Annotated in this window: 27 protein-coding genes; 12 read left to right on the top strand and 15 right to left on the bottom strand. The window is 69.2% G+C overall.

The window, feature by feature from the left end; genetic code table 11:
- Positions 1-387 precede the first annotated feature (387 nt).
- From MKK82_RS19215 to MKK82_RS19205, 3 genes are all read left to right on the top strand, one after another.
- A complete protein-coding gene (locus tag MKK82_RS19215; protein WP_238286500.1) occupies positions 388-1,548 on the top strand; it encodes a glycosyltransferase in 1,161 nt (386 codons plus the stop codon).
- Between the two features lie 723 nt (positions 1,549-2,271).
- A complete protein-coding gene (locus MKK82_RS19210) occupies positions 2,272-3,939 on the top strand; it encodes a methyl-accepting chemotaxis protein (RefSeq protein ID WP_238286499.1) in 1,668 nt (555 codons plus the stop codon).
- Positions 3,940-4,085: 146 nt separating this feature from the next.
- Complete coding sequence (locus MKK82_RS19205; protein ID WP_243986472.1) at positions 4,086-4,922, top strand: substrate-binding domain-containing protein; 837 nt, start codon at positions 4,086-4,088, stop codon at positions 4,920-4,922.
- Between the two features lie 250 nt (positions 4,923-5,172).
- On the opposite strand, the gene MKK82_RS19200 is transcribed toward MKK82_RS19205, so the two are convergent.
- From MKK82_RS19200 to MKK82_RS19160, 9 genes are all read right to left on the bottom strand, one after another.
- Positions 5,173-6,654, bottom strand: coding sequence for an aldehyde dehydrogenase (locus MKK82_RS19200; protein WP_243986470.1), 1,482 nt, complete (start codon positions 6,652-6,654; stop codon positions 5,173-5,175).
- 68 nt (positions 6,655-6,722) lie between these two features.
- On the bottom strand, positions 6,723-7,706 hold the full coding sequence (gene gmd, locus MKK82_RS19195) for a GDP-mannose 4,6-dehydratase (protein ID WP_238286496.1): 984 nt from the start codon (positions 7,704-7,706) through the stop codon (positions 6,723-6,725).
- Between the two features lie 176 nt (positions 7,707-7,882).
- Positions 7,883-8,809, bottom strand: a complete 927-nt coding sequence (locus tag MKK82_RS19190) for an acyltransferase domain-containing protein (protein ID WP_243986468.1) — start codon at positions 8,807-8,809, stop codon at positions 7,883-7,885.
- Positions 8,806-9,465, bottom strand: a complete 660-nt coding sequence (gene mdcG / locus MKK82_RS19185) for a malonate decarboxylase holo-[acyl-carrier-protein] synthase (protein ID WP_238286494.1) — start codon at positions 9,463-9,465, stop codon at positions 8,806-8,808. The genes MKK82_RS19190 and mdcG overlap by 4 nt, the downstream gene beginning before the upstream one ends.
- A complete protein-coding gene (gene mdcE, locus MKK82_RS19180; RefSeq protein WP_238286493.1) occupies positions 9,458-10,174 on the bottom strand; it encodes a biotin-independent malonate decarboxylase subunit gamma in 717 nt (238 codons plus the stop codon). Before mdcE ends, mdcG begins: the two co-directional genes overlap by 8 nt.
- Positions 10,161-11,090, bottom strand: coding sequence for a biotin-independent malonate decarboxylase subunit beta (locus MKK82_RS19175; protein WP_238286492.1), 930 nt, complete (start codon positions 11,088-11,090; stop codon positions 10,161-10,163). The genes mdcE and MKK82_RS19175 overlap by 14 nt, the downstream gene beginning before the upstream one ends.
- A 2-nt stretch (positions 11,091-11,092) precedes the next feature.
- Positions 11,093-11,401, bottom strand: coding sequence for a malonate decarboxylase acyl carrier protein (gene mdcC / locus MKK82_RS19170; protein ID WP_238286490.1), 309 nt, complete (start codon positions 11,399-11,401; stop codon positions 11,093-11,095).
- A gap of 57 nt (positions 11,402-11,458) precedes the next feature.
- A complete protein-coding gene (gene mdcA, locus MKK82_RS19165) occupies positions 11,459-13,105 on the bottom strand; it encodes a malonate decarboxylase subunit alpha (RefSeq protein ID WP_238286488.1) in 1,647 nt (548 codons plus the stop codon).
- A gap of 208 nt (positions 13,106-13,313) precedes the next feature.
- Positions 13,314-13,505 carry a hypothetical protein gene (locus tag MKK82_RS19160; RefSeq protein WP_238286486.1) on the bottom strand — a complete coding sequence of 64 codons (192 nt, stop codon included), beginning with the start codon at positions 13,503-13,505 and terminating at the stop codon, positions 13,314-13,316.
- Between MKK82_RS19160 and MKK82_RS34440 the strand changes: the two genes are divergently transcribed.
- Together MKK82_RS34440 and MKK82_RS19155 are read left to right on the top strand one after the other, a co-directional pair.
- The gene (locus MKK82_RS34440; RefSeq protein ID WP_353959781.1) at positions 13,423-13,710 is read left to right on the top strand and encodes a hypothetical protein; all 288 of its coding nucleotides are present in this window, start codon (positions 13,423-13,425) and stop codon (positions 13,708-13,710) included. The two genes, MKK82_RS19160 and MKK82_RS34440, sit on opposite strands and share 83 nt — an antisense overlap.
- Positions 13,711-13,778: 68 nt before the next feature.
- Positions 13,779-14,447, top strand: a complete 669-nt coding sequence (locus tag MKK82_RS19155; RefSeq protein ID WP_238286484.1) for a GntR family transcriptional regulator — start codon at positions 13,779-13,781, stop codon at positions 14,445-14,447.
- 100 nt (positions 14,448-14,547) lie between these two features.
- On the opposite strand, the gene MKK82_RS19150 is transcribed toward MKK82_RS19155, so the two are convergent.
- Positions 14,548-14,919, bottom strand: coding sequence for a cell division protein ZapA (locus tag MKK82_RS19150; protein WP_238286482.1), 372 nt, complete (start codon positions 14,917-14,919; stop codon positions 14,548-14,550).
- Positions 14,920-14,960: 41 nt separating this feature from the next.
- Entirely contained in the window at positions 14,961-15,245 is a 285-nt protein-coding gene (locus MKK82_RS19145; RefSeq protein WP_238286480.1) for a DUF4164 family protein, read from the bottom strand.
- 430 nt (positions 15,246-15,675) lie between these two features.
- On the opposite strand from MKK82_RS19145, the gene gap reads away from it, so the two are divergent.
- From gap to MKK82_RS19110, 7 genes are all read left to right on the top strand, one after another.
- Positions 15,676-16,680 carry a type I glyceraldehyde-3-phosphate dehydrogenase gene (gene gap / locus MKK82_RS19140; protein ID WP_238286479.1) on the top strand — a complete coding sequence of 335 codons (1,005 nt, stop codon included), beginning with the start codon at positions 15,676-15,678 and terminating at the stop codon, positions 16,678-16,680.
- Between the two features lie 84 nt (positions 16,681-16,764).
- Positions 16,765-17,232 (top strand): hypothetical protein, encoded by a 468-nt coding sequence (locus MKK82_RS19135; protein ID WP_243986466.1) that lies wholly within the window; start codon positions 16,765-16,767, stop codon positions 17,230-17,232.
- Positions 17,233-17,268: 36 nt separating this feature from the next.
- A complete protein-coding gene (locus MKK82_RS19130) occupies positions 17,269-18,471 on the top strand; it encodes a phosphoglycerate kinase (protein WP_238286477.1) in 1,203 nt (400 codons plus the stop codon).
- 106 nt (positions 18,472-18,577) lie between these two features.
- On the top strand, positions 18,578-18,796 hold the full coding sequence (locus tag MKK82_RS19125; protein WP_238286476.1) for a hypothetical protein: 219 nt from the start codon (positions 18,578-18,580) through the stop codon (positions 18,794-18,796).
- A gap of 60 nt (positions 18,797-18,856) precedes the next feature.
- Complete coding sequence (gene fba, locus MKK82_RS19120) at positions 18,857-19,927, top strand: class II fructose-bisphosphate aldolase (RefSeq protein WP_243986464.1); 1,071 nt, start codon at positions 18,857-18,859, stop codon at positions 19,925-19,927.
- Positions 19,928-19,946: 19 nt separating this feature from the next.
- Positions 19,947-20,591 carry a thiamine phosphate synthase gene (locus MKK82_RS19115; RefSeq protein WP_238286474.1) on the top strand — a complete coding sequence of 215 codons (645 nt, stop codon included), beginning with the start codon at positions 19,947-19,949 and terminating at the stop codon, positions 20,589-20,591.
- Positions 20,592-20,644: 53 nt separating this feature from the next.
- Positions 20,645-21,640 carry a sel1 repeat family protein gene (locus MKK82_RS19110; protein WP_238286597.1) on the top strand — a complete coding sequence of 332 codons (996 nt, stop codon included), beginning with the start codon at positions 20,645-20,647 and terminating at the stop codon, positions 21,638-21,640.
- A gap of 4 nt (positions 21,641-21,644) precedes the next feature.
- On the opposite strand, the gene MKK82_RS19105 is transcribed toward MKK82_RS19110, so the two are convergent.
- From MKK82_RS19105 to adh, 4 genes are all read right to left on the bottom strand, one after another.
- Positions 21,645-22,079, bottom strand: a complete 435-nt coding sequence (locus tag MKK82_RS19105; protein ID WP_238286472.1) for a cupin domain-containing protein — start codon at positions 22,077-22,079, stop codon at positions 21,645-21,647.
- Positions 22,076-22,489: a carboxymuconolactone decarboxylase family protein gene (locus MKK82_RS19100; RefSeq protein WP_238286471.1), complete on the bottom strand. Its 414-nt coding sequence runs from the start codon at positions 22,487-22,489 to the stop codon at positions 22,076-22,078. The genes MKK82_RS19105 and MKK82_RS19100 overlap by 4 nt, the downstream gene beginning before the upstream one ends.
- Before the next feature lie 13 nt (positions 22,490-22,502).
- A complete protein-coding gene (locus MKK82_RS19095; RefSeq protein ID WP_238286470.1) occupies positions 22,503-22,928 on the bottom strand; it encodes a DUF779 domain-containing protein in 426 nt (141 codons plus the stop codon).
- Between the two features lie 498 nt (positions 22,929-23,426).
- Positions 23,427-24,950, bottom strand: coding sequence for an aldehyde dehydrogenase (gene adh, locus MKK82_RS19090; protein WP_238286469.1), 1,524 nt, complete (start codon positions 24,948-24,950; stop codon positions 23,427-23,429).
- Positions 24,951-25,137 lie beyond the last annotated feature (187 nt).

Genomic DNA, 25,137 nt, shown 5'->3' with positions numbered 1-25,137 from the left:
CGACCGTCTGCTCGGCGCGGCGTTGCCGGCGTCACGGTTCTCCCGGAGCTGCGGTCTCGCGGCGGTCTGACGCAGCGCGCGGGGCTGATCCGCGGGCTCGAAACAGCCGGCCGGCGGCCTTCATAGCCGGCGAGAACCACGGGACGAAGCTGACTCTCCGGTAGGATTAAAAAAATTGTTTCATCCCTAGGTTTTGACAAAGCTCGGTCATGAATTTTGATTTAAAGAAAATGGCGCTAATATTGTATGGTATTTATCAATATATATGTGTCTGTATATGCTGACCGCGTCATGGGAGACGTTTGCAATCAGTTTGATCGGAAGATAAAATCCGGTCCATAAGCCCAGGGTTGTGACCATATCTGGGTTTTTTGGAACTGTCGGACGATGAATGTTTCAGACCAAAAGATTTGCCTCTCGATGATCGTCAAGAATGAGGCGCACGTTATCCGTCGGTGTCTCGACTCGGTCCGGCCGATCATTGATCATTGGGTGATCGTCGACACCGGATCGTCGGACGGGACGCAGGACGTGATCCGGGCCGCCATGGACGGCTTGCCCGGCCGCCTCGTGGAGCGCCCCTGGGTCGATTTCGCCTTCAACCGAAGCGAGGCGCTGACGCTGGCGCGGCCGCACGGTCACTATTCACTGATCATCGACGCCGACGACGAACTCGTCATCCCGGCAGGCTTCACGATGCCGAGGCTCGATGCGCCGGGCTACGTCTTCACGATCCTGGATAGTTTCACCCGTTACACGCGGATTCAGTTGGTCGATAACGCCTATCCCTGGCGCTACCGCGGCGTGCTGCACGAGTTCCTCGCCTGCGAAGGGGCGTCCGGGACGGCAACCCTCCCCCTCGCGATGCGGCGCGGCGAGGACGGCGCGCGGCACCGCGACAGATCCACGTACGACAGCGACGTCGCGGTTCTCGAGAAGGCCCTCGCCACCGAGAAGGATCCGGCTCTGATCTCCCGGTACACGTTCTACCTCGCCCAGAGCTACCGGGATCGTGGTGATCGGCGGAAGGCGCTTGAACTGTACATGAAGCGCGCCGAACTCGGGTTCTGGCATGAGGAGGTCTACATCAGTCTCCTGAGCTCCGCCTATATCATGGAGGGCTTCGACGAGCCTGAGGGCGCGACCCTCGCCGTCTATGACCGGGCGATCGCGATCTGTCCGGAGCGCGCGGAGGCCCGCCACGGCGCCAGCCGGTATTGCAGGGAACGTCGCAACTACGTGAAGGGTCTGCATTACGCGGAGGCCGGCTTGCGTCTGCGCATGCCGGCCGACGCGCTGTTCCTCCAGCCGTGGATCTACGCTTACGGTCTGCAGGACGAGTATGCCGTCAACGCGTACTGCACGGGCCAGTATCGGGCGGCCCTGCAGACCTGCCTCGATATCCTCAAGCACCCGGACGTCCCGGCCGAGCATCGTGCGCGGATCGCGAGATTGTCCCAGGAGGCCTTGGACAAGATGTTGGATCCCGTCTGGGGCTTCTCGAAGACATCGTATCGTTCTGAATTCATGCCGCTGTGGCAGTTCTGACCCACGTGCAGCCGGCCCGTGCCGCGTCGCGACTTGCCGTTCCCCGGCCCTCGCCGGCCCGTTGCCGCCGATATCTCGCACGGGGGACGGTACGGGAGATCGGATGCGGCGGAAGGTGAGTCCGCGTGGCGTCGCCCGCGACAGGCCGCTGCGCGGTCCCCGGCGTGACGCTGACGTCGGCAGCGCCGTCCCGGGGGGATCGCCGCGGGACTCGTCACCGTCGAATCGTTTGTCCGTTCGTGGATGGCACGGGCTGGCTTGATGTGGCTCGGGCGGCGGTCGCGGCCGCTCTGAGGCTGCTCCGTCCCAGGGTTCGATGGCGCGTCGCGCCGGCCGCGGACAGTCGCACCCCATGCCGAGGCACTGGAAGGCCGGAAGCCACGTGCGGGCGGCGCGCCGTCAGCCCAACTTCGTCACCCGGTCGTCGCGCCGGCGTCGGGGTCTGGCGATGCCGTGGGCGGCCGATCACTCGGTCTCTCCTCGCGGGAACGATCGAATCGGGCTCGATCGAAGCGAATCGTACATGCTGATCCCGAAAACTATTTTGGGTCCGCAGATAGTATATGTGCGGATTGGATGTGACGTAGCTGATCCAAATGTATCATTAGTCGAACAAAATTTGCGCTCCTGGGGTCGGTCATTTAGATAAGACGTTCCGCTGCGTCGGTACCTGGCTGAATGTCTCTCGAGAAAATCAAATCTGCTCGGACGTCTATCTCCAGTTTGCGCGTCATCATCATCGGCACGACCCTCCTTCTGTTCGGCCTCTCTGCCGGGACCGGAGCCTTCTCGATCGCGCGTATCGGCACGATCAATGCCGTCGGCCGGGCGCTGGCCGGCGAGGTCAAGGCGTTGACGATCCTCGGGACGATGAAGCAGCTGAGCCAGGAGCTGCGCGCCCTCGATCTGCTGGCCCACAACGCCCCGTCCGAGGCGACGCGTCGGGGTTATCGTGAGCAGGCCGCCCGGGCGGCGAAGGCCTTCGCGGCGGCCTGGAGCGCCTATGCGCCGACGGTCGCCGGTGCGGACGAGCAGCGGCTCGCCCACGAGCTGAGGGAGTCGTGGCAGCACTTCATGGCGGTGGAGGCCGAGGCCGCCGCCCTCGACCGGGCCGGGGAGCGCGACTTGGCCGAGACGGTCTTCACCGCCGCGCTGCAGGATGACGCCGCGACCTTCACGCGGGCCGTGGATGCCGTGCTCGTTTTCCGGCAGGCCCGGACATCCGAACGGACGGCCGAAGCCGATGCCGTGGGCGCCAACGCATGCTGGGCGGTCATCGTGGCCGCTTCCGTCGCCGGCTCGATGACGCTGGGGGTGGTCTGGTTCGTTCTTCGCCGGGTCGCGGCACCCATCGGCACGATGACCCGCGTGATGGAACGGCTGGCCGAGAACGACCTCACCGTCGCAATCCCGCACGCGGAGCGAACCGACGAACTCGGCGCTATGGCGGGGGCCGTGCGGGTGTTCAAGGACAACATGCTGCGCGCGCGGTCGCTGGAGGTGGAGGCGGTGCAGGCCCGCATGGCGGCCGAGCAAGAGCGTCAGGCCGCTTTGCGTGCGATGGCGGAGGGCTTCGAGACCGCGGTCGGTGGAATCGTCGGTACGGTGACGTCGGCGGCGGTGGAACTGCGCGGAACGGCTGACGTGATGAGTCAGTTTGCCGGAGAAACCGCGAGCCGGTCGACGGACGTTGCGGCCGCGGCTGAACAGGCCCGATCCCACGTTCGCATGATCGCCGCCGCCGCCGAAGAATTCGGCAGCTCCGTCGGTGAAGTGGGACGTCAGGCCGAGATGACGGCCGCGATGGCCATGGCCGCCGCCGCGGAATCCGGACAGACCACGGCGCTGGTCCTGGCGCTGAGCGGTGCGGCGGACCGGATCGGCGACGTGGTGCGCATCATCGCCAAGATCGCAGCCCAGACCAACCTGCTCGCCCTCAACGCGGCGATCGAGGCCGCCCGCGCCGGCGAGGCGGGCCGCGGGTTTGCCGTCGTCGCCGCCGAGGTGAAGGCGCTGGCCGCCCAGACCAAGCAGGCGACGGACGACATCGCCGGGCACGTGGCCGTGATCCAGGGCTCCACCACCCAGGCCGTCGGCGCCATCGCGGGGATCACCACGCGGGTCGAGGACATGAGCCGGGCCGCAGCCTCGATCGCCGCGGCGGTCGAGGAACAGGGTGCGGCCACCCGGGAGATCGTCCACAGCATCGCGCAGGCCGCCCATGGCGCCGGCGAAATCAGCGCGCATATCGCGGGCGTTGCCGGCACCGCCGATCGGGCGGATGCCACCGCGCACGGGGTCCTCGCGGCGGCGAGCGCCCTGTCCCACGACGCGGAGCGGCTGAGCGCTGAACTGGACCGCTTCCTCGAGCATGTCAGGGCCGCCGGATGAGGGCGATGGCGATCAACCACGGGGCGGCAGCCGGCAGGGACCTCTCACACCCCCCACGTGCCCTCACCCGGATCGTTCGCATCGCCGCGGCGGTCGTGCTCCTCGTCGTTTCGGCGCCCGCCTGCGCCACCACGATCGGCGTCACCATGAGCCCGCCGGTGGCCTTCATGCGGCTTCTGCGGGACAGCATCGCCGAGCACGCGGCGTCCCGCGGCCTCACCGTGGACTTCGCCCATGCGGCGGACGGCGCCGGTGAGCGGCAGATCGCCCAGGTCCGGCAGTTCATCGCCGCGAAGGTCGATGCCCTGCTGGTCGTACCGGTCGACGCCGCGGCCGGCACGACCATCACGCGCCTCGCCCAGGAGGCCGATATCCCCTTGATCTATATGAACAACGGTCCGCGGGAGGACTGGGTCACCGGTCGCGTCGCCTTGGTCCTGCCGAACGATCTCGTGGCCGGGCGTCTGCAGATGCGCAAGCTCGCCCAGATGCTGAACGGAACGGGACGTGTCGCGATCCTGTCGGGCCACCCGGCCCATGCCGGCGCGGCGTTGCGCACGCGTGGCGTCAAGGAGGTGATCGCGGAGTTCCCCGGACTCCGGCTCGTTGCGGAGCGCGCGGCCGATTGGGATCGCGCGAAGGCGCGGATCTGCGTCGCGGACTGGCTCACCCGAAACATCGCCATCGATGCGATCGCCGCCAACAACGACGAAATGGCCCTCGGCGCCGCCGAAGCGCTGGAGGCCGCCGGCATTCCCACCGGCCGCATTCTGATCGGCGGAGTGGATGCCACTGCCGACGGCATCGCCGCCATGCAGCGCAAGCGCCTTGCCGTGACGATCTATCAGGACGCGGCCATGCAGGCGCGACGGGCGATCGAAGATGCCCTGGCGTCGATCTGGCGCGAGCCTGTGCAGCAATACGATTGGGTGCCCTTCGAGCTGGTGACCGATCGCATGTCGACGACGCACTTCGCCAGATGAGGCCTCGGAGGGCCGCGTTCCGGAACGCTGCCGGCGAAGCCGAGACGTGGACAGGCCGGGAGCAGGACGTGTCCGCGCACCCGGCTCTACCCCGTTAGGATATGCCGCAGCACCTTGAAGGCGCCCCTGCGCCTTCTCGCGCGGGCAGCTCCCCATTGGGGGCGGGCGTGACGTCCGACCCGCTCGACGAAGCGGACGAGTGGGCTGAAGCTGCGGCGGCGGCCGTTCCCTGCCCCGTCCGCGACGCGGCTCACCGCATCACGAACGGATTGTCCGGCGCGTCGCGGCTGGTCGAGATCCAGACGCTCTTGGTCTCCAGGTATTCCCGGATCGCCTCGATGCCGCTCTCGCGGCCGATGCCCGAGCGCTTCATGCCGCCGAACGGCATCATGTAGCTCACCGCCCGGTAGGTGTTCACCCAGACCGTGCCGGCCCGCAGCCCCTTCGACATGCGCATCGCCCGGCCGATATCCTGGGTCCAGACGCCGGCGGCGAGCCCGTAGATCACGTCGTTGCCGACCCTGAGCGCCTCGGCCTCGTCCTCGAAGCCGATGATCGACAGGACCGGGCCGAATACCTCTTCCTGGGCGATGCGCATGTCGTTGGTGACGCCGGTGAAGATCGTCGGCTCGACGAACTGGCCGCCGAGCACGCCGGGACCGGAGGCGGGATTGCCGCCGAAGACGCAGCGCGCGCCCTCGCTCTTGGCAAGCGCGATGTAGTCGAGCACCTTGGTGTACTGGGGCGGCGTCGTGATCGGCCCGATATTGGTTTCGGCCTGCATCGGGTCGCCGAGCTTGGCGGTGCGGGCGAGCTCGACCAAGCGGTCGGTGAATTCCTGTCGGATGCTGTTCTGCACCAACAGGCGCGAGCCGGCGATGCAGGTCTGCCCGGTGGCCGCGAAGATGCCCGAGATCGCGCCCGCCGCAGCGGCTTTCAGGTCGGCATCAGCGAAGACGATGTTGGGCGACTTGCCGCCGAGCTCCAGGGACACCCGCTTGATCTGCCGCGCGGCTGCCTCGTAGACCTTCGCGCCGGTCACGTCCGAGCCCGTGAAGGTGATCTTGGCGACGTCCGGGTGCTCGACGATCGCCGTGCCGGCCTCGCCGCCGAAGCCGGTGACGACGTTGAACATCCCGTCCGGAAGCCCGGCCTCCTTCGTCAGCGCGGCGAATTCCAGCGTGCTGGCAGAGGCAAATTCCGAGGGCTTCACCACGACCGCACAACCGGCGGCGAGCGCGGGGGCGCATTTCCAGGCCACGAACAGCAGCGGCGAGTTCCAGGCGGTGAGCGCCCCGACGACGCCCACCGGCTCGTGCCGGGTGAACGCGAAGGTCTCGGGTTTGTCGATCGGCACCTGCGCGCCCTCGACCTTGTCGGCGAGGCCCGCGTAGTACCACCACCATTCCGGCTGGTAGCGGGTCTGGCCGTACATCTCCGCGAAGAGCTTGCCGTTGTCGCGCACTTCGACTTCGGCGAGGGCCTTCGCGTCGCGCTCGATGAGATCGCCGATTCGGCGCAGCACCTTGCCGCGGGCCGAGGCCGTCATGGTCGCCCAGGGTCCGTCCCACATGGCGCGCTTGGCGGCAGCCACGGCCCGGTCGACATCGGCCCGGGAGGCGCGGGGGATGCGGGCCCAGGGCTCGCCCCGATAGGGATCGATCGACTCGAACCACGAGCCCTCGACCGGATCGACGTGCCGGCCGTCGATGTAGAGCTGATAGGTCTTCACGGCGCGCATCTCCGAGGCTGGACGCGCGCCATATGGACCGGGAGGCGGGCCTCGGCGAGCCCGGCCGGTCAGGCGTTGGCGCTGAGGCGCTTGATGTCGGCGTCGACCATCTCGGTGATCAGCGCCTCCAGGCTCGTCTGGGCCTCCCAGCCGAAGGTCGCCTTGGCCTTGCCGGGATTGCCCAGCAGCACCTCGACTTCCGCCGGCCGGAACAAGGCCGGGTCGATCACGAGGTGATCGTCGATATTCAGGCCGACATGCTTGAACGCGATCGCGCACATGTCGCGCACGGTCGTGGTCCGCCCGGTGGCGATGACGTAGTCGTCCGGCCGGTCCTGCTGCAGCATCAGCCACATCGCCTGCACGTAGTCGCGGGCGTGGCCCCAGTCGCGCTTGGCGTCGATGTTGCCGAGCCGCAACTCCTTCTGCTTGCCCAGCTTGATCCGCGCCACCGCGTCCGTGACCTTGCGGGTCACGAACTCCACGCCCCGCAGCGGGCTCTCGTGGTTGAACAGGATGCCGTTCGAGGCGTGCAGCCCGAAGCTCTCGCGGTAGTTGATCGTCATCCAGTGGGCGTAGAGCTTGGCCACACCGTAGGGCGAACGCGGGTAGAACGGCGTGGACTCGCTCTGGCGCTCCTCCTGGATCAGCCCGAACATCTCCGAGGTCGAGGCCTGGTAGTAGCGCGCGTGCGGCGCGGTCGAGCGCAGGCACTCCAGCATGTGCACGGCGCCGAGACCCGTCACCTGCCCGGTGAGCAGCGGCTGCTGCCAGGAGGACGTCACGAACGATTGGGCGGCGAGGTTGTAGATCTCGTCGGGTTTGGCGGCCTGGACGATGCGCAGCAGCGCAGACTGGTCGAGCAGGTTGCCGTCGACCAGCTCGACATCGTCCAGGATGCCGAGCCACTTCAACCGATGGTCGAATACGCCGGCATGGCTGGAGCGGCGCACGATGCCGGTGACCGCGTAGCCCTTCTCCAGCAGCAGCTGCGCAAGATACGCGCCGTCCTGGCCCGTCACCCCGGTGATCAGCGCTCGCTTGGCCGTCATGTACCCGTCCTGTCCCGACAACGTCCGGCTGCTACGACCGCGACGGCATCCGCGTCAAGGCGAGGTGTCTACGGCAATACTCGCTGAAGTCGTGCGCCGCCGGAGCCGGGTGGATGTTCGAAGGCGTGACGCGGACACATCGCGGGGTCAGATCTCGCAAGACGAGGATGCCGGACCTAATCCTGGCGCAGCCAGTCGATCACGCCCGCGAGCGACCGGAACTCATCGACGGCGTGGATTCGGGCCTCCGGGAGCGCGGTGCGCGCCATGGTGGCCAGGGCGTGGCCGGGGCCGAGCTCGAGCACGCGGTCCGCGTCGAACTCGCGGCAGGCTTCCAGGCAGGCCGCCCAATCGATCGCGTGCGAGATCTGGAGCGCGAGCTTCTCGAGACCGTCCGCGACACGAAAGACGGCCGCGCCGTCCAGTCCGCTGAGGAGGCGGGGTGCGGAGGGCGGCGGCGGGCGCTGCGGCGTCGCGGCCAGCGCGGCCCGGAACGCATCCGTGGCCGCAGCGAGGAGCGGCGTGTGCGAGGGCGTGTGGACCGGAAGGACCACCGCCCGTTGCGCGCCCGACGCCTGCGCGTCCCGGCACAGGCTCTCCAGGACCTCGCGCGGGCCGCCCACGACCCCGCTGTCGGCGGCGTTGCGGATCGCGAGATGGCACCCGCGTCCCGCGGCGAGGCCCGCGAGGGCGTCGAGGGACAGGCCGCGGATGCCCGCCAACCCGAAGCCCGCGCCGGAGGCCGCGTCCATCGCCTCCGCGCGCCGCGCGGCGAGTCCGAGCAGATCCGCCGGATCCAATCGTCCGACGATGCCCCAGGCCGCGAGGTCACCGACGCTGTAGCCGGCCGCGATGGCGCGAACCGGCCGAGCCGCGCCGAGGGCGCGCCAGGTGGCGAGCGCGGCGACGCAGCACAGGATCTGGCCCGTGCGGTTCTCGTGCAGGCGGTCGCCGCCGGACCGGGCGAGGTCGCGCGGGTCGACCCCGCCGAAAAGGGGCTTCGCGAACGCGAAGATCTCCTGCGCCTCGGGAGCGTCCGCCGTGAGGTCGAACATCCCGGGGTGCTGGCCGCCCTGGCCGGACAGGAGGATCGCGAGAGTCATGCGGGTGTCGCTGCACGGAGCGGATCGGCGGGCCGAATGGTCAGCCGGTCCATGCTCTTGGCCAGGACCGAACCGCCCGCCGGTGCCTCCAGCAACTCCCGCCAGTGCAGGCCGAAACCGTCCGGGAACAGGATCTCTCCGTCGACGCGCATCGGTGCGGCGGCCGCGACAACGCCGATCCGTTCGAGCAGGCCGGGCGGCACGCCGCGGTGGCAGGGCCAGAGCAGGTCGAGATCGGAGGTCGTGCTCAGGTAGGTCAGGCCGGTCACGGCCTGCCACAACAGACTGCCGAACGGCCGCGGCGTGATCTCGTGGGCCGATCCGATCGCGTCGAGAGCCCTGATGGTCGACCGCCAGGCCGGAGGGGCTTCGCCTGCGACGTCGCTCAGGCTGATCCGAGCCAGCGGCGTGAGGGCCGTCGTGGGAAACGCCAGCGCGATACGCCGCTTGCCGTCCGCGGGCGGGAGGGGCAGGCCCAGCGGGACCGCCTCGTCGCCCTCACCCGGCATTCGGCGCCGAACGATCAGCGGGCGACCCGCATCGGCCCAGCCACGAAGTTGGCGCAGGCCGGCGAGTTCGGGGTGGGCCGCGAGCCACGCCGCCCAGGCCGCCGGATCGGCCCGGACGAGGTCGTGACGCTGCAGGGGCTCAGCCAAGGCGAGCCTGATCGGCCACGGCCGCCGCGACGGCGCGGGCAACCGGCCGGCCGCCGCGCTCCTCGCCGAGCCGGTCCCGGACATCCCCCGGCTGCATCCCGGCGATGAGCGCGCCGATCTGGCCGGGGAGTGGTTTGCCGGGATCGAGGACGACGTGGACGGCGCCGGTGGCCACCATGTTGTCGAGGCCGGGCGCGAAGACCGGCGTCGACGTCGCCATGTCCTGCAGTTTCTCCAGGGGCAGCTTCGTGACGCGCGCCACCGAGGGCAAGTCCATCACGCTGGGATTGGCACCGGGCAGCGCCGCCAGCACCCGCGTGGCGAGCGCCGTGGCGATGAACGCTCCCGCGGCCGAATGGCCGTAGATCAGCCCGATGGTCGGATGTCCCGACCGGTCCGCGAGCAGCAGCGCCTTGGCGAGGTGGGCGAGGTACTCGTTCAGGCCTAGGAGTTCATCCCGCCGGCTCATGCGCTGGCTGTCGGAATCGACGGCGACCAGGATCGGGGCAACATCACCTGCCCGCACCGCGTCGAGCACGGCGCGCGACAGCGTCAGCGCCCCCTCGATGCCCAGCGGCGCGTCGCCGTCGACGCCCACGACGTGGATCCGGCCGTCCCCGAACGGTCCGCTGCCGGTCACCAACCCGTCGCGGACGGCGACCGCGTGCCCGTCCGGGAACAGGCCGAGGAGAATCTCAGCGAGCGTCATGATCGGCCTCCCCGACCCGGGCCACAATGGCCTCGAAGGCCGCCGTGTCCATGCCCGGCACCGTCGCGGGGTCGTTGACGCCGAGCCGGGCCCAGACCTCCGTGGCGTCGCGGCAATCGCCGAAGCGCGCAATCCGCGCCGCGAGCCGGGCCTGCTCGGCCTCCAAACCCGCGAGGTCGAAGGCCGGTGCACGGTCGATCAACGCGACGGCCGCCTGCCTGAAGGCCGCGACCGTGTCGGCGCAGAAGGCGTCGGCACCGCCGGTGAGTCGGCGGTGCTTCCCGCCCATGGTGCGCCAAACCAGGGCGCGGTCCCGGGAGTCGAATTCCTCGGCGCCCTTGTTGGTTTCGATCACCTCGGGTCCTGAGACCGAGATGCGACCGCCCTCTGAGACGGCCAGCCTCGAGCAGGTGCCGGCGATCAGGCCGCCGCCGCCGTAGCAGCCGGCGCGGCCCCCGATCAGTCCGACGACCGGGATTCCGGCGGCGCGGACATCGACGATGGCGCGCATCGCCTCGGCGATCGCGGTCTCGCCGGCATTGGCCTCCTGCAGGCGCACGCCGCCTGTGTCGAACAGGATCAGGACGGCCCGCGGCTTCAGGTCGAGGGCGGCGCGCAGCAGCCCGACCAGCTTGCCGCCATGCACCTCGCCGAAGGCACCCCCCATGAACCGGCCCTCCTGGGCGGCGAGCAGGACCGGTGTGCCGGCGATGTCGGCTCGACCGATCACGATGCCGTCGTCGAAGGCGCGGGGCAGGTCGAACAGCGGCAGGTGCGGGCTCATGCGCCGCTCGGTCGGCCCGAGGAACTCCCGGAAGCTGCCTGGATCGACGAGGGCCGTCACGCGCTGGCGGGCGGTGGCCTCGTACCAGCTCAGGGCATCCGGATCGATGCTCGCGGCGCGATCACCCGCCATGGTCAGGCCTCCATCAGCCGGGCGCCCTGGAGCAGGCGCAGTGACACGGTGTCGGGGCGGGCGCCGCCGTCGTTGATGCTGATGCGGATGCCGCCGGGCTGCGCCCGCGCGACGAAGTCCGCCACCACCGCCGCCCAGACATCGCCGTAGCCGGCGATCGGGGTGTCGATGGCGACCTCGCAGGCATCCGGCGGGAGCACCCGCTCCAGCAGGACCTCGAGATTGCCGGAGGCCACCACGCCGGTGACCGCGCTCGGTTGGGTGCCGGGCAGCGGCGTCTTCGTGGTGTGGCGGAAGGTCAGGGATTCCATCCGACGATTCCTTGAAGGCCCCTCACCGCGCGGAGAGGGGAACTGTTGTGATCCAACCTACCAGTTCCGAAAGCGAGCCGGCGGCTCGTAGAGCCCCCCGGACCAGTGGACGAGATCCTTGATCGACTTCGCGGCCAGCAGCGCCCGATCGGCGTCGAGCGGCTCGATCCCGAGATCCTCCGGACGGCGGATGACGCCGCGGGCCCGCAGAGCCTCGACCTTGGCCCGGTCGCGGCCGCGGCCGACCTCGGTGTAGCCGGCCACGCCCCGGATCGCCTGCTCGCGCTCGTCGGCATCGCGGCACAGGAGGAGGTTGGCGATGCCCTCCTCGGTGACGATGTGGGTGACGTCGTCGGCGTAGATCATGACGGGTGCAAGTTCGAGCCCGATCTTTCTCGCCAGCTCCAGCGCATCCAGCGTCTCCACGAAGGTGGGGACCAGCTTGTCGCCGAAGGTCTCGACCAGTTGGACCACCAGCTTGCGCCCGCGCATCAGCGCCGGATCGCCGACGATCTGCCCTTCGCGCCCCGCCTTCATCCAGGCGTCGGTGGGGTGGCGCCGGCCGTGCGGATCCGAGCCCATGTTGGGCGCCCCGCCGAAGCCGGCGACCCGCGACTGCGTGATCGTGGACGAATGGCCCATCAGGTCGATCTGGAGCGTCGCGCCGATGAACATGTCGCAGGCGTAGAGCCCGGCGGTCTGGCAGAAGGCCCTGTTCGAGCGCAGGCTACCGTCCGCGCCGGTGAAGAAGATGTCGGGCCGCTCGCGGATGTAGCGGTCCATGCCGACTTCCGAACCGAAGCAGTGGACCTGCTTGACCCAGCCCGACTCGATCGCGGGGATCAGGGTCGGGTGCGGATTGAGGGCCCAGTGCGTCGCGATCTTGCCCTTGAGGCCGAGCTTCTCCCCGTAGGTCGGCAGCAGCAGTTCGATGGCGGCCGTCCCGAAACCAATGCCGTGATTCAGACGGCGGATGCCGTACTCCGCGTAGATCCCCTTGATCGCCATCATGGCGATCAGGATCTGGGTCTCGGTCATCGCCGCCGGATCGCGGGTGAACAGCGGTTCGACGTAGAACGGCCTGTCGGCCTTCACCACGAAATCGATCCGGTCGCCCGGGATGTCGACCCGCGGGACCGTCTCCACGATCTCGTTCACCTGCGCGACGACCACACCGTTCTTGAAGGCGGTCGCCTCGACCACCGTGGGCGTGTCCTCGGTGTTCGGCCCCGTGTACAGGTTGCCGTCCCGATCGGCCGAGACGCCCGCGATCAGCGCCACGTTCGGCGTCAGGTCGACGAAGTAGCGGGCGAACAGCTCGAGGTAGGTATGCACCGCCCCGAGTTCGATCTGGCCGCCGTAGAGCATCCGGGCGATGCGCGCGCCCTGGGGCCCGGAATAGGAGTAGTCGAGCCGGCGCGCGATGCCGGTCTCGAACACGTCGAGGTGCTCCGGCAGCACGATGCCCGACTGGACCATGTGGAGATCGTGGATCTTCTCGGGATCGCAGGCGCTCAGCGCCCGGGCGAGGCAGTCCGCCTGCTTCTGATTGTCCCCTTCGAGGCAGACCCGATCACCGGGCCGCAGGATCGCTTCCAGCAGGTCGACCGCGGCGGTGGCCGGTACGATCTTGCCGGCCGCGTGGATGCGGCCGGCCGCGATACGGGCATCCCGTGCCTGCCGTTCGCCCCGCCACTCCGTCATCTGCCGACCCCCGGTTGGTATGCTGCTCATCACATAACGCGCGTGCCAGTATTATGAAAGCACCTGAGACCGTTGTTCGGTATGCGCGATTGCCGATCTGTTCATATACTGCATACTCGGTGCGGCGGTTGAAACGATCCGGGGCTCCCCGCCATGCGCGCGCCACCGCGTGCGCCGTCGATGCCGCGTCGCCGGTGCCGCACGAGGGTCAACGCCGATGGTCGTCCGGGGTGTCGCCCAGCCCGCGGCCCGCACGCTGATCGGCGTGGGTCCCCGTGATCCTCTCGGCATCGCCCTCGGCGTGAAGGCCGATATCGGTGGCGTCGGCGGCCCGATCGGTCGAGGCGGTCGCCGCGGTGGCCGGTCCGCCCCCGGTGGCGCGGCTGATCGGGCTCGACACTCCGCGTTGCGCCGGGGCGTGTGGCGGCCTGATGGGGAGGGTAAGCGGCGTCGCCCGGGGGGCTTGCGGCGACCGCTTTGACGCGGGTGTCCTGCGACGCGCCGACGGCCGCCTTCCACACGGGCACCGGCTATCCCGTCGGCCCCTCGGTCTTGGTCGCGACGGCGCGGGCCCTCGTCGGCTGAGTGTCCGGCCCGACGGATGAGGGTGTATGCCTGCATCGTCTGCCCAGACGAATGGCGGCCGCCGCGCGGTATGGTCTAGGAGGGTCGGATGCACGGTGATTTCCAGAAGATCGACAGCGGATTGTTGTCGGACCGGATCCGCGACGCGCTCACGGACGCCATTGCGTCGGGGACCATCGCGGCCGGTACCGCCCTCGACGAGCAGAACCTCGCGCAGCGCTACGGCGCCTCCCGCACGCCGGTGCGGGAGGCGCTGCGGCAGCTTGCGGCTTCGGGCCTCGTGGAGATCCGGCCCCGGCGCGGTGTCGTGGTGGTGCGGCTGACGCCGCAGCGCATCGCCGACATGTTCGAGACCACCGCCGAGATCGAGGCGATGTGCACCCGCCTCGCCACCTATCGGATGACGCCCCTCGAACGGGGCGGGCTCATGGAGCTCCACGAGGAGTCGGCCGAAGCCGTGGAGGCCGGCGACCTCGACGCCTACGACCGGTTCAACCGGACTTTCCACGAGGCGCTCTACGCGGGTACCCACAACGCCTTCATGGCCGAGCAGGCCCTGGCGATCCGGGAGCGGCTCGCAGCCTTCCGCAGGACGCAGCTGCGCCACGCCGACCGGATCCGCCGCTCCCGCGAGGAGCACGGCGACATCCTGACGGCGATCGCCGAAGGCGACGGCGAGACAGCGGCCCGGCGCATGCGCGCCCATATGCTCCGCGCGGCCGCCGCGCTCGGGCGCTACATCGCCGAGACCGGATAGCGGTTACGCGGCGCCTTCGATCGGCGCGGAGCGACCGTCCGGCGGGTCGACGGCCATCCGGCGGATGCGCGGCCCGGCGAGAATGGCCCGGCCCCGATCCTCAGCCGCGGGAGGCCGGTCCGCCGAGGGCCTCAGCCAGCTTGCCGATCCGCTCGGCGGCGCGCCCGATGCCGGCTGCCGCTCGTCCGGCGTCGTCGGCTCGCGCGCGCTCCGCAGCCTCCGCGGCGGCGCGAAGCTCCGTGACGTTCGCCTCCAGCCCGGCGAGCCGCCCCCGCAGTTCCGCCAGCTCGTCCGCGATGGTCAGCGCCGCCATCACCTGCAGGCGCATGTCGCCGATTTCCCCGAAGCTCTTGCGCATCTCGCCGATGCGGCCGTCCAGGGTCTCGGCAAGGCCCGTCAGGTGAGCCTCCTCTCCCGCCCCGCAGGCCATGCGGTAGAGGCGGCCGTCGATGGTGACGTTGATCTGCGGCAAGGGGGGCTCCGACGGGCGCTCCGGTTGTCAGGACATGCCGATCAGGCGCGATGAAGCACATCTTGAACGGTCTCGATCGCCCGGTCGAGCCGCTGGCCGACCTCGCCGGTCGTGGCCGTGACCTCGGCGAGGCGCGCGCTCGCGGCGTCCAGGGCGGCGGCGAGGCGGGCGCGATCCTCGTCCATCAGGGCGAGTTCCGCGTCGCGGCCGTCCGGCTGTGCCGCGGCCTCGAGCCGACGCGTCACGACGGCGTCCAGGCGGTTCACCGCCGCATCGAGGCGCGCGAGGGCTTCGTCGATGGCGCTGGGATCTGTCTCGTCGGCCATGGCTGTACGTCCGCTGCGACGGGTAGCTTTCCGTCGAATGCCGCCGGATTTCCAGCCCGAAATGGCATCCGATGCCGGGATCCCTGGGATCGGATGATGGAAACGCGCGAACCTGTTTATTGGTCGGTGGATCGAAGGTCTTTGTCACGGTCTCGCGTTTGACAGGTGAAGGCGCCATGTTAGACAGCCGCGCGCTCCCGAGAGGGGCCGCACGAGACATGCCGAATGGCCGGTCCGCGACAGTCCCGAGGCCTCAGCCGCGCCGTCCGATCCGACGGCCATGGGCGACGAAGCCCGGCCTCTCCCGGCCCGGTTCATCGCAGGTTCAAACCCGCCCGCCCAGACCGCCCGGCTTGCTGGCGGGCCGCCGAGACCGCTCCGTTTCCGCGGGGCCGGCGCGCGCTGAGCCGCATCAGGAAGGAGTGACGCCGTGACGAAGGTAGCCATCAACGGGTTCGGACGCATCGGCCGGAACGTCCTGCGCGCGATCGCGGAAGCGGGCCGCAGCGACATCGAAGTCGTGGCGATCAATGATCTCGGACCGGTGGAGACCAACGCCCACCTCCTCCGCTACGATTCCGTCCATGGCCGATTCCCCGGCGAGGTCGCGGTCGACGGCGAGTTCCTGGTGGTGAACGGCAAGCGCATCAAGGTCACGGCCGTGCGCAATCCCGCCGAGCTGCCGCACCGCGACCTCGGCGTCGACATCGCGCTGGAATGCACCGGCATCTTCACCTCGAAGGACAAGGCGAAGGCCCACATCGATGCCGGCGCCAAGCGCGTCCTCGTCTCCGCGCCGGCCGACGGCGCCGACCTGACGGTGGTCTACGGCGTCAACCACGACAAGCTGACGGGCGAGCACCTCGTTGTGTCGAACGCCTCCTGCACCACGAACTGCCTCGCGCCGGTGGCGAAGGTCCTGGACGAGGCCGTGGGCATCGAGCGCGGTTTCATGACCACGATCCACTCCTACACCAACGACCAGCCGTCGCTGGACCAGATGCACAAGGACCTCTACCGCGGCCGCGCCGCTGCCCTCTCGATGATCCCGACCTCGACGGGCGCCGCGAAGGCGGTCGGCCTCGTGCTGCCGGAGCTCAAGGGCAAGCTCGACGGAACCGCGATCCGCGTGCCGACCCCGAACGTCTCGGCGGTGGACCTCGTCTTCACGGCCAAGCGCGCCACCTCGGTGAAGGAGATCAACGACGCCATCAAGGCCGCCGCCGCGGGCCCGCTGAAGGGCGTCCTGGGCGTCACCGACCGGCCGAACGTGTCGATCGACTTCAACCACGATCCGCACTCGTCCACCTTCCACCTCGACCAGACCAAGGTCATGGATGGGACCTTCGTGCGCATCCTCTCCTGGTACGACAACGAGTGGGGCTTCTCGAACCGCATGGCCGACACGGCCGTGGCGATGGCCAAGCTCATGTGATCGACGAGGCCCGCTGCCCCTGGGACGGGGCGGCGGGCCACGCTCCATCGGACGACCTTTCCTCGAACCAGGGATCCTCCAGGGATGACCGACGCACCGCAGGGCATGTCGAGCGGTTCGGCTGGCGTGCCGCCCGCGCCGAGACCGGCTCCCGCCCCGCCCGGCACGATGGGCGAGCCCGTCATCGCTGGATCGTCCCAGACACTCACGACCAACCACTTCTTCGATCAGCTTGCGCGCATTGAGGACAAGTGCTCGCGCATCGAAGACAAGTACGCTCGCTCCGAGTCGCTGCTCTCGCGCGTCGAAGACAAGGTCGAGAACGCGTCGAACCGGATGAATGAGGCGGCCCGTCAATCCGACCTGGCGGCCCTGCGGACGGAGATGCGCGGCCTCTCCGAGCGCACGCGCCGCCTGCCCAGCACCGGTGCGCTGGTCCTGACTGCCGTCATCACCGCCGTCCTGACCGTCGTGCTGATGGTCGCGGTGCAGCGGCTGAACCTCGATCGCCTGCTGCCGCAGCGGGCCGCGATCGGCACGACGACCCAGTAAGATCCTTCGACCTTCACAGGACCTCGACAGCACCGCATGAGCGCCTTCCGCACCCTCGACGACGCCGGATCCCTGAAGGGCCGCCGGGTCCTCCTGCGCGTCGACCTGAACGTGCCGATGGAGAACGGCCGGGTCACCGACGCCACCCGCATCGATCGTGTCGTCCCGACGATCCGCGAGATCGCCGAGCAGGGCGCGAAGGTGATCCTGCTGGCGCATTTCGGCCGGCCCAAGGGAAAGCGTGAGCCGAAGGACTCGCTGGAACCGGTGGTCCCGGCCCTGGGCAGCGCCCTCGGCCGTACCGTCGCCTTCGCGCCCGACTGCGTCGGCGACGAGGCCGCCAGGGCGGTCGCGGCCCTCCGGGACGGCGACGTGCTGCTCCTGGAGAACACCCGCTTCCATGCCGGCGAGGAGAAGAACGACGCGGCCTTCTCCGACGCGCTGGCGGCGAACGGCGATGTCTACGTCAACGAGGCCTTCTCGGCGGCCCACCGGGCCCATGCCTCCACGGAAGGACTGGCCCACCGCCTGCCCGCCTATGCCGGGCGTGAGATGCAGGCCGAACTCGAGGCCCTGACGAAGGGCCTGGAATCGCCGCAGCGTCCGGTGATCGCCCTCGTGGGCGGCGCCAAGGTCTCGTCCAAGATCGACCTCCTGGAGAACCTCGTCGCCAAGGTCGACATGCTGGTGATCGGCGGCGGCATGGCCAACACCTTCCTGCACGCGCAAGGTAAGTCGGTGGGCAAGTCCCTCTGCGAGAAGGATCTCGCCGAGACCGCAACCCGGATCCTGGCGGCGGCCGAACGGGCCGGCTGCCGGATCATCCTGCCGGTCGATGCCGTGGCGGCCGCCGAGTTCAAGGCCCACGCGACGCACGAGACCGTGCCGGTCGACGCGGTTCCGGATTCCAGCATGATCCTCGATGCGGGTCCGCAGTCGGTCGCCGAGATCAACGCGGCCATCGACGGTGCGAAGACGCTGGTCTGGAACGGCCCTCTGGGCGCTTTCGAACTCGCCCCGTTCGACGCCGCGACCGTAGCGGCCGCCCGGCACGCCGCGGCGCGCACGAAGGACGGTCGCCTCGTCTCGGTGGCCGGTGGCGGCGACACCGTCGCGGCCCTCAACCACGCGGGCGTGGCGGACGAGTTCACCTACGTGTCGACCGCGGGCGGGGCTTTCCTCGAATGGTTGGAGGGCAAGGCCCTCCCGGGTGTCGAGGCGTTGCGGGCCCAGAGCTGAGGGCGAAGGTCTAAGGGCGAAGGACTGCGCGGTGATCGCGGGCTCTTCAAGGCCCCGGGTGGTCACCTATCTGGGTCTTGGGTTCCGCCGGTCAGTGCCGTAGTCGATGGGCGAGGCTTCGGAGATCGGGCTGCCCGGGGGGCCGCAGGTGACGATCGTTCGGTCGCGGACGGAGACAGGGGAGCGCGTCGAGGCGGCCGTGGCGGTGGGCCCGAGCAGGGCGCGTGCCTTGCTCACGACGGAGCGCCCTTCGGTTGCGGGGCGCGATGTCCGCGTCGTCGACGCGGAGGCGCTGCTCGCCAGCCTGGAAGGCGAGACCGATTAGATTACCGTCGCCATCGGCGATCGGACGGATAACGATACGGCAAACGGGAAGACAGGCACGATGGCACGCATCACTCTCCGGCAACTCCTCGACCACGCCGCCGAGCACGAATACGGCGTGCCCGCCTTCAACCTGAACAATATGGAGCAGGGGCTGGCCATCATGGCGGCCGCCGACGCCACCGACTCGCCGGTGATCCTGCAGGCCAGCCGCGGCGCCCGGGCCTACGCCAACGACGTGGTGCTGGCCAAGCTGATCGACGGTCTCGTCGAAATCTACCCGCACATCCCCGTCTGCATGCATCTCGACCACGGCAACAACGAAGCCACCTGCGCCACCGCGATCCAGTACGGCTTCACGTCGGTGATGATGGACGGATCGCTCAAGGCCGACGGCAAGACCCCGGCCGACTATAACTACAACGTCGAGATCACCCGCAACGTCACGAAGATGGCCCATTGGGCCGGCGTGTCGGTCGAAGGTGAGCTGGGCGTGCTGGGGTCCCTGGAGAGCGGCCAGGGCGAGGCCGAGGACGGTCACGGCGCCGAGGGCACGCTGAGCCACGACCAGCTGCTGACCGATCCGGACGAAGCCGTGAAGTTCGTCGAGGCCACCAAGGTCGATGCTCTGGCGGTTGCCATGGGCACGAGCCACGGCGCCTACAAGTTCACCCGCAAGCCCGACGGCGAGGTGCTGGCGATGAACGTGATCGAGGAGATCCACCGCCGCCTGCCGACGACGCACCTCGTCATGCACGGCTCCTCCTCGGTCCCCCAGGACCTTCAGGACATCATCAACCAGTACGGCGGTCAGATGAAGCCGACCTGGGGCGTGCCGGTCGAGGAGATCCAGCGCGGCATCAAGCACGGCGTGCGCAAGATCAACATCGACACCGACAACCGCATGGCGATGACCGGCCAGATCCGGAAGGTACTCACGGAGAGCCCGTCCGAGTTCGATCCGCGCAAGTACCTGAAGCCCGCCATGGAGGCGATGACCAAGCTCTGCAAGCAGCGCTTCGAGGAGTTCAACACCGCCGGCCAGGGCGCGAAGATCCGCCCGATCTCCGTGGCCGAGATGGCCAAGCGCTACGCCAGCGGCGCCCTCGATCCGAAGATCGGTGCCCGCTGACGCGGGCGCCGCAGGTCCGATGAGCACCAGCGCGCGTCTCACCCTGCTCGGGCCGCACGGCCTCGACGCGGCCGGCCTCGACGAGTTCTTGGCGGCCTTGCGGGCCGCCTGCGGAGCCGGCGACGTCGCGGCTTTGATCCTGCGGCTCGCGCCGGCCGACGACCGGAGCCTCACCGCTCGCATCAAGCAGATCGCGCCGGTGGCGCAGGACCACGGCGCTGCGCTGGTCGTGGCCTGTCCGGGTTTCACCGGGGATCTCGCCTCGGTGGCGGTCCGCGGCGGCGCCGACGGCATTCACGTCGACAAGCCGCGCGACCTCAAGGACCTGCGCGGCCGGTTGCCGGACGGGCGCATCCTGGGTGCGGGCGGCCTCGAGACCAAGCACGGCGCCATGGAGGCCGGCGAATCGGGGATCGATTACCTGATGTTCGGCGGCCTCTACCCGGACGGCATCGCGCCGGATCCGGAGACGGTCCGCGCGCGCGCGACTTGGTGGGCCGAGATCTTCGAGACGCCGTGCGTCGCCGTCGCCGCGAATGCCGACGAGATCGCCGGGCTCTGTGAAACCGGCGCGGAGTTCGTCGGCCTGGAGAGCGGCCTCTGGTTGCAGGATCCGGGCATCGTTGCCCGGGCCCTTCAAATCGCCCGGGAGGCTGGCGCGTGAGGGGACGCGTGCTTCGTCCGCTGTGGGGCGTGGCCGTCGCCTGCGCCCTGACGATGCCGGCTTGGGCGGCCCCCGGTCCCCCCGATCCGGCCAGGAATCCCGTGCCCGCGACGGCCGGCGCCGCCGTCCAGCCCGGCAAGAAGCCGTTGCCTGAACTGCCGAGCCCCTACACGCCCAACTACACGCGGGGCGCCGTTCCGCCAGCTAACGGGCAACCGCCGGATCTGGCCTACGGGGCCTATCAGCGCGGCCAGTACGTCACCGCCTTCCGGGAGGCGACAAAGCGCATCGAGGCGAATCCCAAGGATGCGCCCGCGATGACGCTGCTCGGCGAACTCTACAACCAGGGCCTCGGCGTGAAGCAGAACGCCGTCAAGGCGGCCGAGTGGTACCGGCTCGCCGCGGCGCAGAACGATGCGGCCGCCATGTCGTCGCTGGGCCTGATGGCCCTCGACGGGCGCGGGATGGCCAAGGACGCCAAGGCCGGACGCCGCTGGCTGGAACAGGCGACCGGCCACGGCTCACCCACGGCCGCCTACAATCTTGGCTTGATCCTGATCGGCAGCGGCGCCGCCGCGGACGAGGCCGCGGCGGCCACGCAGTTCCGCAAGGCCGCCGAGGCCGAGATCGGCGCGGCGCAGCACGATCTCGGAGTGCTCTATCTTCAGGGGCGCGGCGTTCCGAAGGACCCGGTCAAGGCGGCGGAATGGTTCCGGCGGGGCGCCGACAACGGCGATCTCGCCAGCGAAGTCGAGTACGCGATCCTGCTGTTCAACGGGAACGGCGTCACCAAGGACGAGCGCGCGGCGGCGCGCTACTTCCTTCACGCGGCCTCCCGCGGCAACGCGATCGCGCAGAACCGCGTCGCCCGTCTCTACGCGGTCGGCCGTGGGGTCGCGAAGAACACCGTGGAGGCGGCAGCCTGGAATCTCGCGGCCGCAGGTCAGGGGCTGTCGGACGCGTGGCTCGACCAGACGCTGTCGGGCCTCTCGGCGGATGAGCGCACCCGTGCCGAGCGCCTCGCCAACGAGCGGATCGAGCAGCGCTGATCCTTCAGGCCTCGGCCTTCGACCAGTCGACGCCGGCCTCGAGGTCTGGCAGGAGAACGACGCTCTCCTGCTCGTTCGGATCGGTCCGGGCAATCACGGCCGTCACCGGCTCGGTCTCACTGCGGTTGTAGGGCAGATGCGGCACGTCCGCGGCGATGTAGACGAACTCCCCGGCCCCCGCGATCGCATGATTTTCCAAGCGCTCGCCCCAGAAGCAGCCGGAGATGCCCGACAGGACGTAGATCGCGGTCTCGTGCGATTCGTGTTTGTGCGCATGCGCGCGCTCGCCCGGCGGGATCTCCAGCAGCTGCATGTGCAGCGCCCGGGAGGCCACGGACTCGGCGGAGATCGCCGGCCTGTAGACATGCCCCTGCTTGCCGCGGAACGGCGCACTCTCGTGCACCACCCGGAACCCCCGCGCGTCTGACCCGGAACTCATGGCGTATCCTCCACCCTGAAGGCGGAATCGATGGGGATCTGCAGGCCATTGACCAGCGCGTTCGTCTGGTTCGCCATACCGACCACCGCCAGGAACTCTCCGTGCTGCGCAGCCGTCAAGCCCTTCGTCCGCGCGGCGGCCGTGTGCGAGTGGATGCAGTACGGGCAGCCGTTGGCAATCGAGACCGCGATATAGACGAGTTCCTTGGTCAGCGGATCGAGCGTCCCCGGGCCCATGACGGTCTTGAGCGTGGTCCAAGTCCGCTCCAGCAACCCGGCATCGTGAGCGAGACCGCGCCAGAAGTTGTTGATGAAGTCAGAACCGCGGGTGGCGCGGATGTCGGCGAAGACCGCGCTGACGCGCGGATCGGCCTCCGCCTCGGCATCGCTCCAGAGCTTGACGGTCGCCATCGCTGCCCTCCCCTCAGAGCTTGCACGCTCCCGCCAGGGCCTGATTCTCGGCCTCGGAGAACAGGCGTGAGCGAATGTGGAAGCGCTTCTCGCGCCCGTTCTCCAGCGAGAACATGCCGCCGCGCCCTGGAACCACGTCCAGCAGCAGATGCGTGTGCTTCCAGACCTCGAACTGCGACCGGCTGATGAAGAAGTCGGCGCCACCGACCGTCCCGAGACGGACGTCCCCGTCGCCGATGACGAAATCACCGACCGGGTAGCACATCGGGGAGGATCCGTCGCAGCAGCCGCCGGACTGGTGGAACATCACCGCACCGTACTCGCCGCGCAACTCGTCGATCAGCGCCAGCGCCGCCGGGGTTGCCGTGACCCGCAGGGGCGTGCCGTCGGCACCGACCTGTTCGGCCGTGTCGGCGTCGATCGTCATGTTTGCACCCATGCCATCCTCCACTGTCGAGACCTGACTATGCGCGGCGGCCGGCGAAGATGCACGATGGTTCTACATCGCCGCCGCGCGCGTTGCCGTCTGATCGGTCCGAGGCTCAGCCGGGCGGTCCGGAGAGACTGCCATGCCGCACAGCCGCTCTGCCGCCTGCCTCGCTCTCGCGCCGATCCGCCTTGCAGGACCGGCCGCATCGGAGCCGCTGAGCCTGCGGGTCCAGCCCCGGGCACAACCGCTCTTCCTCCAGCACGGTGGCGTATCGCCGGAAACCCCGACGTCACGCCCGACAACCCGACGGGCGTGGTCGGCGGGGACTGGCCGCTCGACGACGTACCGAGCGTCAGCGGCGATGCCGGCCCGTGGCGCCGGGCTCGATCGCCGACGCACCCGTCGCGGCTACGGCTTCGGCCGCGAGTGACGGCTCCTCCGAGCGAAAAAGCCCCGACCTTTCGGCCGGGGCTGAAGTTGTCTCGGGGGGTTAACCCGGGAAGAGGCTCAGAAGAACCCGAGCTTCTTGGCCGAGTAGCTGACCAGCATGTTCTTGGTCTGCTGGTAGTGATCGAGCATCATCTTGTGGGTCTCGCGGCCGATGCCGGACTGCTTGTAGCCCCCGAAGGCCGCGTGGGCCGGATAGGCGTGGTAGCAGTTCGTCCAGACGCGGCCGGCCTGGATCGCCCGACCGAAGCGGTAGGCGCGGGTCCCGTCGCGGGTCCAGACGCCGGCGCCGAGGCCGTAGAGCGTGTCGTTGGCGATCGAGAGCGCCTCGGCGTCGTCCTTGAAGGTCGTGACCGACAGGACGGGGCCGAAGATCTCCTCCTGGAAGATGCGCATCTTGTTGTGGCCGCGGAACACGGTCGGCTTCACGTAGAAGCCCTCGGCGAACTCGCCGTCCTTGACGTTGCGCTCGCCGCCGGTGAGCAGCTGCGCGCCCTCCTGCCGGCCGATGTCGATGTAGCTGAGGATCTTCTCCATCTGCTCGCCCGAGGCCTGGGCGCCGATCATCGTGGCGGGGTCCAGCGGCGAGCCCTGGGTGATCGCCTCGACGCGCTTCACGGCCCGCTCCATGAAGCGGTCGTAGATCGACTCGTGCACGAGGGCGCGGCTCGGGCAGGTGCAGACCTCGCCCTGGTTGAGGGCGAACATCGTGAAGCCCTCAAGGGCCTTGTCGAAGAAGTCGTCGTCCTCGTTGGCCACGTCGGCGAAGAAGATGTTCGGCGACTTGCCGCCGAGTTCCAGCGTCACGGGGATCAGGTTCTGCGAGGCGTACTGCATGATGAGGCGGCCGGTAGTCGTCTCACCCGTGAAGGCGATCTTGGCGATCCGGGGCGAGGAGGCGAGCGGCTTGCCAGCCTCCAGGCCGAACCCGTTGATCACGTTGAGCACGCCCGGCGGCAGCAGGTCGCCGACGATCTCCATCAGCACCAGCACGGAAGCCGGGGTCTGCTCGGCGGGCTTCAGGACCACGCAGTTGCCGGCGGCGAGCGCCGGGGCGAGCTTCCACACCGCCATCAGGATCGGGAAGTTCCACGGGATGATCTGGCCGACGACGCCGAGCGGCTCGTGGAAGTGGTAGGCGACCGTGTCGTGGTCGATCTCGGAGATCGAGCCTTCCTGCGCCCGCACGCAGCCGGCGAAGTAGCGGAAATGGTCGATGGCGAGCGGGATGTCGGCGTTCGTCGTCTCGCGGATCGGCTTGCCGTTGTCCCAGGTCTCGGCCAGCGCGATCAGATCGAGGTTCTCCTCCATCCGGTCGGCCATCTTGAGGAGGATGCGGGCGCGCTCGGCCGGAGCGGTGCGGCCCCAGGCTTCCTTGGCCGCGTGGGCGGCGTCCAGCGCCTTCTCGACATCCTGCGCGTCCGAGCGGGCGACCTCGCAGATCACCTTGCCGGTGATCGGCGAGGTGTTCTCGAAGTAGCGGCCGGCCGCGGGGGCCACCCACTGTCCGCCGATGAAGTTCTCGTAGCGCGCCGAGAAGGGCGACTTGACCTTGGCGTCGCCGAGGAATTCCGGCTTGTTCATGGCTTGGTTTCCTCCTTGGGGCCCGGCCTCGCGAACCGCGGCTCTTGGGCGTCAGCTTGTTTACGGGCGGCCACTTCGTCGGGCCGCGCCGTGTTCTGCTCTGGTCACAGCCAATGGCTTTTGGCCTGCCGAATCAAGATGGACTTTTGGCCAGTGCGCGAGAGTAGGGATCCTACGCCCTTCCGGC

Origin of the sequence: Methylobacterium sp. E-046 (assembly GCF_022829625.1) — a bacterium.
Taxonomy (GTDB): Bacteria; Pseudomonadota; Alphaproteobacteria; order Rhizobiales; family Beijerinckiaceae; genus Methylobacterium; species Methylobacterium longum.
Note: the sequence above shows the minus strand (reverse complement) of the source record. Positions and strands in the feature narration are given on the sequence as shown.

What these genes read in the sequence shown, in the direction of transcription:
- adh (WP_238286469.1), bottom strand. Translation starts at nt 24,950, where the DNA reads ATGAACAAGCCGGAATTCCTCGGCGACGCCAAGGTCAAGTCGCCCTTC.
- MKK82_RS19100 (WP_238286471.1), bottom strand. Translation starts at nt 22,489, where the DNA reads ATGGCGACCGTCAAGCTCTGGAGCGATGCCGAGGCGGAGGCCGATCCG.
- MKK82_RS19105 (WP_238286472.1), bottom strand. Translation starts at nt 22,079, where the DNA reads ATGAGTTCCGGGTCAGACGCGCGGGGGTTCCGGGTGGTGCACGAGAGT.
- MKK82_RS19175 (WP_238286492.1), bottom strand. Translation starts at nt 11,090, where the DNA reads ATGGCGGGTGATCGCGCCGCGAGCATCGATCCGGATGCCCTGAGCTGG.
- MKK82_RS19155 (WP_238286484.1), top strand. Translation starts at nt 13,779, where the DNA reads ATGCACGGTGATTTCCAGAAGATCGACAGCGGATTGTTGTCGGACCGG.
- MKK82_RS19110 (WP_238286597.1), top strand. Translation starts at nt 20,645, where the DNA reads ATGCCGGCTTGGGCGGCCCCCGGTCCCCCCGATCCGGCCAGGAATCCC.
- MKK82_RS19205 (WP_243986472.1), top strand. Translation starts at nt 4,086, where the DNA reads ATGAGCCCGCCGGTGGCCTTCATGCGGCTTCTGCGGGACAGCATCGCC.
- MKK82_RS19125 (WP_238286476.1), top strand. Translation starts at nt 18,578, where the DNA reads ATGGGCGAGGCTTCGGAGATCGGGCTGCCCGGGGGGCCGCAGGTGACG.
- MKK82_RS19145 (WP_238286480.1), bottom strand. Translation starts at nt 15,245, where the DNA reads ATGGCCGACGAGACAGATCCCAGCGCCATCGACGAAGCCCTCGCGCGC.
- MKK82_RS19130 (WP_238286477.1), top strand. Translation starts at nt 17,269, where the DNA reads ATGAGCGCCTTCCGCACCCTCGACGACGCCGGATCCCTGAAGGGCCGC.
- MKK82_RS19115 (WP_238286474.1), top strand. Translation starts at nt 19,947, where the DNA reads ATGAGCACCAGCGCGCGTCTCACCCTGCTCGGGCCGCACGGCCTCGAC.
- MKK82_RS19095 (WP_238286470.1), bottom strand. Translation starts at nt 22,928, where the DNA reads ATGGGTGCAAACATGACGATCGACGCCGACACGGCCGAACAGGTCGGT.
- mdcE (WP_238286493.1), bottom strand. Translation starts at nt 10,174, where the DNA reads ATGACGCTCGCTGAGATTCTCCTCGGCCTGTTCCCGGACGGGCACGCG.
- MKK82_RS19135 (WP_243986466.1), top strand. Translation starts at nt 16,765, where the DNA reads ATGACCGACGCACCGCAGGGCATGTCGAGCGGTTCGGCTGGCGTGCCG.
- MKK82_RS19190 (WP_243986468.1), bottom strand. Translation starts at nt 8,809, where the DNA reads ATGACTCTCGCGATCCTCCTGTCCGGCCAGGGCGGCCAGCACCCCGGG.
- gmd (WP_238286496.1), bottom strand. Translation starts at nt 7,706, where the DNA reads ATGACGGCCAAGCGAGCGCTGATCACCGGGGTGACGGGCCAGGACGGC.
- mdcA (WP_238286488.1), bottom strand. Translation starts at nt 13,105, where the DNA reads ATGACGGAGTGGCGGGGCGAACGGCAGGCACGGGATGCCCGTATCGCG.
- MKK82_RS19215 (WP_238286500.1), top strand. Translation starts at nt 388, where the DNA reads ATGAATGTTTCAGACCAAAAGATTTGCCTCTCGATGATCGTCAAGAAT.
- fba (WP_243986464.1), top strand. Translation starts at nt 18,857, where the DNA reads ATGGCACGCATCACTCTCCGGCAACTCCTCGACCACGCCGCCGAGCAC.
- mdcC (WP_238286490.1), bottom strand. Translation starts at nt 11,401, where the DNA reads ATGGAATCCCTGACCTTCCGCCACACCACGAAGACGCCGCTGCCCGGC.